We start from the raw sequence: 6,170 nt of genomic DNA, 5'->3' as shown, positions 1-6,170 counted from the left end.
TTCGACTACATCGAGATGTTCTACAACCCGACACGCAAGCACACCAACAATGGCATGCTGTCGCCGGTTGACTATGAAATGAAACAACAGAAAATGAACGAGGCAGGCGTCTAGGGAACTAGGGGCACCTCAGTATCATAAGTTTGGGTATAGAAACACGACGGATCAATACGGCACAAACAGAGCTCAGGCCGGTCATACCAATGTCGGAGATTGTTTGCGCAGTCTGCGATGGGATGACATCTTGCGCACCAATAAGAGAAACGCCGTTGCTAAAGTCAAATCGCGTTTGCGAAACCGTTTGGTTCAAGGCTACGACCGCTTGGAGCTCTAATTGTTCGTCAGCAAGGTATTGTTCCAACTCCATAAGCGCACATTCAATTCCGACTGCAAGCGCACGTCTGCAAACGTGAGTTGAAAGGTCAATGGGCTGAGGAATTACCCAGCTGTTATTCAAAACATGGCGGTTATTAAGGATTTCCTGCGCAGCACTGTATTGCTTTAGGATTGCTTGGAATTGCGTAGCTAATGTGTCAAGTGCGAGAAAATTTTTGATTTCTTCTTGCTCAGCATGCAATGCGTTCCATTTCTCGATAGTCGTCTGCAATATTTTGACACCCTTTTAGATAAGCCGCACATATACAGTATGTTGGGTGGTGAATATTATCGGCAACCCATCTAAGACTAGCCAATTCCCGAGGATTACCCACCCGTATGCGACATATGACGGCTGACTTGCCCGTCGGCTTTTTGCCGTGAATAATCGAAATCATGCCCTTTGGGTTTTTGGGCGATGGCGGCATGGATTGCTGCGTCAAGGTCTGCATCTGCTTCGGAAGCGCGTAGCGGGCCACGTAGGTCAGAATGACCTTCTTGCCCCAAGCAGGTGTAGATTTCGCCGGTGCAGGTAATCCGGACGCGGTTGCAGCTTTCGCAGAAATTATGCGACAGCGGCGTGATAAACCCGATTTTTTGGCCTGTGTTTGCCAATTGCACATAGCGCGCTGGCCCGCCGGTTTTCTCGGGCAGATCAGTGATTTCAGTCCGCGTCGCGAGCTGCGCGCGTAAGTCTTTGAGCGACCAATATTGCCCAAACCGATCTTCGTTACCGATGTCGCCCATTGGCATGACTTCGATGAATGTCAGATCCAGATCGCGCGACGCGCACCAATCTGTCAGGGAAAAGAGTTCATCTTCGTTAAACCCTTTGAGCGCGACAGTGTTGATTTTCACCCGCAATCCCGCCTTTTGGGCCGCGTCAATGCCACGCAAGACTTGGGGAAGGCGCCCCCAGCGGGTGATATCGGCAAATTTTTGGTCGTCCAGCGTATCGAGCGAGACATTCACCCGCCGCACCCCCGCCGCAAACAGATCATCCGCAAACCGTTCTAACTGACTGCCGTTCGTGGTGATTGTCAGCTCGTGCAGTGATCCGGCATCAAGATGCCGCGACATGGCGCGAAAAAACGTCAGAATGTCCCGGCGCACAAGCGGCTCCCCCCCGGTGATCCGCAGTTTGCGCACCCCAAGCCGGATGAATGCTGAGCAAAGCCGGTCCAATTCTTCGAGCGTCAGAAGTTCCTTTTTGGGCAGGAACGTCATGTTCTCGGACATGCAATAGACGCAGCGAAAGTCACACCGGTCGGTGACAGAAACGCGCAGGTATTCAATCGCGCGTGCAAAGGAGTCAATTAAGGGCTGGTTCATCGGGCTAGTCTAGGGCTGCGCAACTCGCTGCGCAAGCACAGCGCACGATGTTGTAACATCGTCATGTGCACCATATGTTGAAGGGATGGATATCAAATTACTCCTCCCGATTGTGGCTTTGGCCGGATGTACGACACCTGCGTTTCAAGAGGTGTCGCCCCCTTCGGACCCAATCACGGAAACGACAGTGGTCGCGGTCGCGCCGCCGGCAAGCGCAGCCACCGTCGAAGAATTTGACACCACCAGCGCCGAAGACCGCGCCGCGGCAACAGCGCCGACAGAGAGCATAGATGTTGCCTTGGGGGTTACAATTGCATCACTTGGGCCGCCAACCGAGCCGGGAATTTGGCTGAAAACCCCTCTTGTAGATGCGGTGACGCCGGGACGCGTGGGTTATGGCGGTACGTCTGTGAACCTTGAACTGCGCCCATCAGGCGGTGAAGCTGGCGCGGGCAGCCAGATCAGCCTTGCGGCAATGCGCCTACTTGGGGTGCCGCTTACGAGCCTGCCTGAACTGACCGTCTATCGTCAGTAGGGTGGATCTTGATCCACCTTACGTGGGCAACAGACGCCCCGCTTCTTTGACGGCAGATGGTTTCATATCGGCGCCATGGTGGGTGATAAATACCTGGACCCGCTCAGCGTCGTGTTTTGAAAGCTCGCGTAGCCACCAAGCGATGGCTTTTTGAATGAATTTGTCGTGATCAGTGGTATATCCGGCCGCCCAACCCAGCACACGGTCACGCGCTACCAATTCCGCAGGTTTCGGATTGTTCTGCTTGGTCCACGGCAATGTCATCACGAGTGCGGCGCGACGCGTCCACATATGATCAGTACCTGTCCAGCTTTCAACGGTATCTAGCCGTGATGGGTCCGCAACAAGCCGTTTTTGCCCGGCAATGCACACATGATCCGCAATCGCCCAAGCGTCAAAATCAGGCACCCATGATACGATCAAATCCCACGCCGCCGCGTCATCCGGGCGCAGGCGTGCTTGGGTTAGCAGCTTTGCTGCGGCGATGCGGGCCTCGTGGACATTGCTTTTCCACAGGCTGTTTGCCAGCACCAGCCGCGCATCCAAATCGATATCCGCGCGCCAAGTCTTGACCAGATCATCAATCACTGGGTTCGCGACGCCCAGATAGGGACGATCCACCTTGTGATAGCGGTGCATATCTTTGGCTTTTTCAGGATCGCCAGCGGCGCGCAATGCGTCCAGGGCTTCGCGTTTTGAGGTCATTCGACAGTCACCGATTTGGCTAGGTTGCGGGGTTGGTCCACATCTGTACCCTTTGCAACGGCGGTATGGTAGGCCAATAATTGCGCCGGCACCGCATAAAGGATTGGCGCGAGGAACGGATCAATCTCAGGCATGATAATCGTGTCCCAGACGCCGTCACCCGCCTCGGCTGCGCCTTTTTGATCGGTGATCAGGAGCACCTTACCACCGCGCGCCATAACCTCTTGCATGTTCGATATAGTCTTATCAAAAAGCGCGTCGCGGGGGGCCATGACGATCACCGGAACATGTTGATCGACCAAGGCAATCGGCCCATGTTTCAGCTCGCCCGAGGCATAGGCTTCGGCATGGATATAGCTGATTTCCTTGAGCTTAAGCGCCCCTTCAAGCGCAAGCGGATACATCGCGCCACGCCCCAAGAACAAGATATCGCGGGTCTCGGCCAATTTGGCAGCAACGCTGGCGCATTTGTTCTCAATCGCCAATGCGGTGTTCATAATGCCCGGCAGGGCGCGCAGTTGCGTCAGATGTGTAGCCAAGCTGGCATCATCAATGCGCCCGCGTGCATGCGCCGCATTCAGGGCCAAAATCGCTAGCGTGGTCAATTGGCAGGTAAAGGCTTTGGTCGAGGCCACCCCGATTTCCGTGCCTGCAAGGATTGGCAAGGGCAGGTCGCTTTCGCGCGCAATTGAGCTTTCCGGAACATTTACGACGGATACGATTTTGGCCGCCTTGCCCTCCATATAGCGTAGCGCAGCCAACGTATCGGCAGTTTCGCCGGATTGGCTGACAAACAGCGCTACAGTACCCGCTGTGACAGGCGGTTCGCGGTAACGAAACTCCGAAGCCACATCGACCTCAACCGGGATACCTGCAATCTGTTCGAACCAGTATTTCGCAACCAGGCAGGCATAAAATGCGGTGCCACAGGCGACCATGGTCATGCGTTCGATTTTTGTGAAATCAAGGCCGGGCGCGGGCAGGGTGACCGCACTTGCGTCGCCGTTGATGTAATGCGCAAGTGCACCTTGCAACACAGTGGGCTGTTCCGCGATTTCTTTGGCCATGAAATGCTTGTAGCCGCTTTTATCGACCGTTGCGGTGTCCAGTTGCACGGTGCGAATTTCACGCTGCGCCAGATTGCCTGCGTGGTCACGAATTTCGACACTGTCACGGGTAATGACGGCCCAATCGCCTTCTTCAAGATAGCTGATCCGATCTGTCATTGGGGCCAGCGCAATCGCATCTGAGCCCACGAACATTTCACCGACGCCATAGCCGACCGCCAAGGGCGACCCTTTGCGGGCGGCGATCAGCAAGTCCTCTTCGCCATCAAATAAGAAACACAGCGCATAAGCCCCTTCAAGCCGGGCAATCGTTTGCGCGGCAGCATCGACGGGCGTCAGCCCTTGGTCGCGGTAATATTGCGCGAGCAATGCAACGGTTTCTGTATCCGTATCGGTTTCAAACCCGATGCCTTCGGCCCCTAAAAAATCACGCAATTCGCGGAAGTTTTCAATGATGCCATTGTGCACGACCGCGACGCCACCCGCGCGGTGCGGATGAGCGTTGCCCACATTTGGCGCGCCATGTGTGGCCCAACGGGTGTGGCCGATTCCGGCTTTGCCCGCCAAGGGATTATGTACCAAAACATCAGACAGGTTCACCAATTTGCCAACCGCGCGGCGACGGTCCAGCTGTTGGTTGTTCACCGTTGCAATGCCCGCGCTGTCATAGCCGCGATATTCCAACCTCTTGAGCGCCTCGACCAAAATCGGGGCGGCTTCGTGATTGCCTAATACGCCAATGATACCACACATATTATTTGCCTTTCGCCTTCAGCGCACGCAGCTTGTCGAATAGTTTGACTGCCAGTCCAGATTTGTTTTCTTGTCGTGCGCGCCCGATCGCCAGATCGCCAGCAGGTACGTCACGGGTGATCACAGAGCCAGAGGCGGTCATCGCCTCAGCGCCAAGGGTGACAGGCGCGACAAGCATCGTGTTTGACCCGATAAACGCATCCGGCCCAATCGTGGTTTTATGTTTGAACACGCCGTCATAATTGCAGGTGATTGTGCCTGCGCCAATATTCGTGCGCGCGCCCACATCGGCATCGCCGATATAGCTCAGGTGGTTGACCTTGGCGCCTTCTTGTACGGTCGCGTTTTTGATTTCGACAAAGTTGCCGACCTTCACGCCCTCTGACAGTTCTGCGCCGGGGCGCAAACGGGCATAGGGGCCAATCACGGCGCCACGCGATACATGGCAGCCTTCGAGGTGTGAAAATGCCCGAATTGTCGCGCCAGACTCAACCGTCACGCCGGGGCCGAAAACCACATTGGGTTCGACGATAGTATCGAGCCCGATCACCGTGTCATGAGCAAAAAACACCGTGTCAGGTGCGACCAATGTGACGCCGTCCTCGGTCGCTTGTGCGCGCGCTTTGGCCTGAAACAACGCCTCTGCACGGGCCAGTTCGGCGCGTGAATTGATGCCCAATGTCTCGGCTTCAGGGCAGCGCACAACGGTTGCGGACAGCTCGCGTGCGCGTGCGATTCCAACAATATCGGTGAGGTAATATTCACCAGCGGCATTGTTGTTGTCGACGGCATCGATGAGGTCAAGTAGGACATTAGAATTGGCAGCTATAACGCCGCTATTACAAAGTGTTACGGCGCGTTCTTGATCGGTTGCATCTTTGAATTCAACGATGCGATCCAGCTGATCATCTTGCAAAATCAATCGCCCATAGCGGCCCGGATCAGCCGCATCAAACCCAAGCACAACGATGTCATGGGTGAGCCGCGCAGCCGACATCGCTGCAAGCGTTTCCGCGCTGATAAAGGGTGTGTCACCATAAAGCACAATCGCGTCGCCTGTAAAACCTGACAGCACGTCGCGGGCTTGGGCGACGGCGTGGCCTGTGCCCAATTGTTCCGATTGCAGGGTAATTTGCACATCCGGGTCAAAAGCTTTGGCCGCTTTTTCAACCGCATCCGCGCCGTGGCCTGCCACCACAACCGTATGCGCAGGTCCCAGCGCGCCGCCTGCTTTCATCGCGTGCACCAGCATCGGTGCAAAGCCGATTTCATGCAGCACTTTGGGCTGATCGGAATTCATCCGTGTGCCCATGCCTGCGGCTAGAATGATCAGTGCTGTGCTCATGCGCGCCTCTTTTTGGTTTTCCCGAACTTCTAACGGTGTTTTCGATTATCACAAGGTC

Annotated in this window: 7 protein-coding genes; 2 read left to right on the top strand and 5 right to left on the bottom strand. The window is 55.4% G+C overall.

All coding sequences use genetic code 11. The features are described 5' to 3' along the window. On the top strand, positions 1-114 hold a 114-nt coding region (locus DS901_RS19135), incomplete at its 5' end, for an IS3 family transposase (protein WP_404932345.1). A gap of 4 nt (positions 115-118) precedes the next feature. Here the strand turns inward: DS901_RS19135 and DS901_RS08695 are convergent. Both DS901_RS08695 and moaA read right to left on the bottom strand, forming a co-directional pair. Beyond that, on the bottom strand, positions 119-607 hold the full coding sequence (locus tag DS901_RS08695; protein ID WP_113776516.1) for a hypothetical protein: 489 nt from the start codon (positions 605-607) through the stop codon (positions 119-121). A 95-nt stretch (positions 608-702) separates the two neighbouring features. Beyond that, positions 703-1,707, bottom strand: a complete 1,005-nt coding sequence (moaA, locus tag DS901_RS08690; protein ID WP_113776515.1) for a GTP 3',8-cyclase MoaA — start codon at positions 1,705-1,707, stop codon at positions 703-705. Between the two features lie 85 nt (positions 1,708-1,792). On the opposite strand from moaA, the gene DS901_RS08685 reads away from it, so the two are divergent. Next, positions 1,793-2,242, top strand: coding sequence for a D-galactarate dehydratase (locus DS901_RS08685; protein WP_181820816.1), 450 nt, complete (start codon positions 1,793-1,795; stop codon positions 2,240-2,242). 18 nt (positions 2,243-2,260) lie between these two features. Here DS901_RS08685 and DS901_RS08680 read toward each other — a convergent pair whose 3' ends face one another. Genes DS901_RS08680 through glmU form a run of 3 tightly spaced genes read right to left on the bottom strand, consistent with a single transcriptional unit; the run spans position 2,261 to position 6,112 of the window. Continuing rightward, entirely contained in the window at positions 2,261-2,947 is a 687-nt protein-coding gene (locus tag DS901_RS08680) for a DNA alkylation repair protein (protein ID WP_113776514.1), read from the bottom strand. Further along, positions 2,944-4,767, bottom strand: coding sequence for a glutamine--fructose-6-phosphate transaminase (isomerizing) (glmS, locus tag DS901_RS08675; protein WP_113776513.1), 1,824 nt, complete (start codon positions 4,765-4,767; stop codon positions 2,944-2,946). The genes DS901_RS08680 and glmS overlap by 4 nt, the downstream gene beginning before the upstream one ends. Position 4,768: 1 nt before the next feature. Then, on the bottom strand, positions 4,769-6,112 hold the full coding sequence (gene glmU, locus DS901_RS08670; protein ID WP_113776512.1) for a bifunctional UDP-N-acetylglucosamine diphosphorylase/glucosamine-1-phosphate N-acetyltransferase GlmU: 1,344 nt from the start codon (positions 6,110-6,112) through the stop codon (positions 4,769-4,771). Between the last annotated feature and the right edge of the window lie 58 nt (positions 6,113-6,170).

This window comes from Loktanella sp. D2R18 (assembly GCF_003318235.1).
Classification (GTDB): Bacteria; Pseudomonadota; Alphaproteobacteria; order Rhodobacterales; family Rhodobacteraceae; genus Yoonia.
The sequence above is the reverse complement of the archived record's forward strand: the minus strand, read 5'-3'. Positions and strand labels throughout refer to the sequence as shown.

Coding starts and splice junctions, on each gene's coding strand:
- moaA (WP_113776515.1), bottom strand. CDS start 1,707: ATGAACCAGCCCTTAATTGACTCCTTTGCACGCGCGATTGAATACCTG.
- DS901_RS08685 (WP_181820816.1), top strand. CDS start 1,793: ATGGATATCAAATTACTCCTCCCGATTGTGGCTTTGGCCGGATGTACG.
- DS901_RS08680 (WP_113776514.1), bottom strand. CDS start 2,947: ATGACCTCAAAACGCGAAGCCCTGGACGCATTGCGCGCCGCTGGCGAT.
- glmS (WP_113776513.1), bottom strand. CDS start 4,767: ATGTGTGGTATCATTGGCGTATTAGGCAATCACGAAGCCGCCCCGATT.
- glmU (WP_113776512.1), bottom strand. CDS start 6,112: ATGAGCACAGCACTGATCATTCTAGCCGCAGGCATGGGCACACGGATG.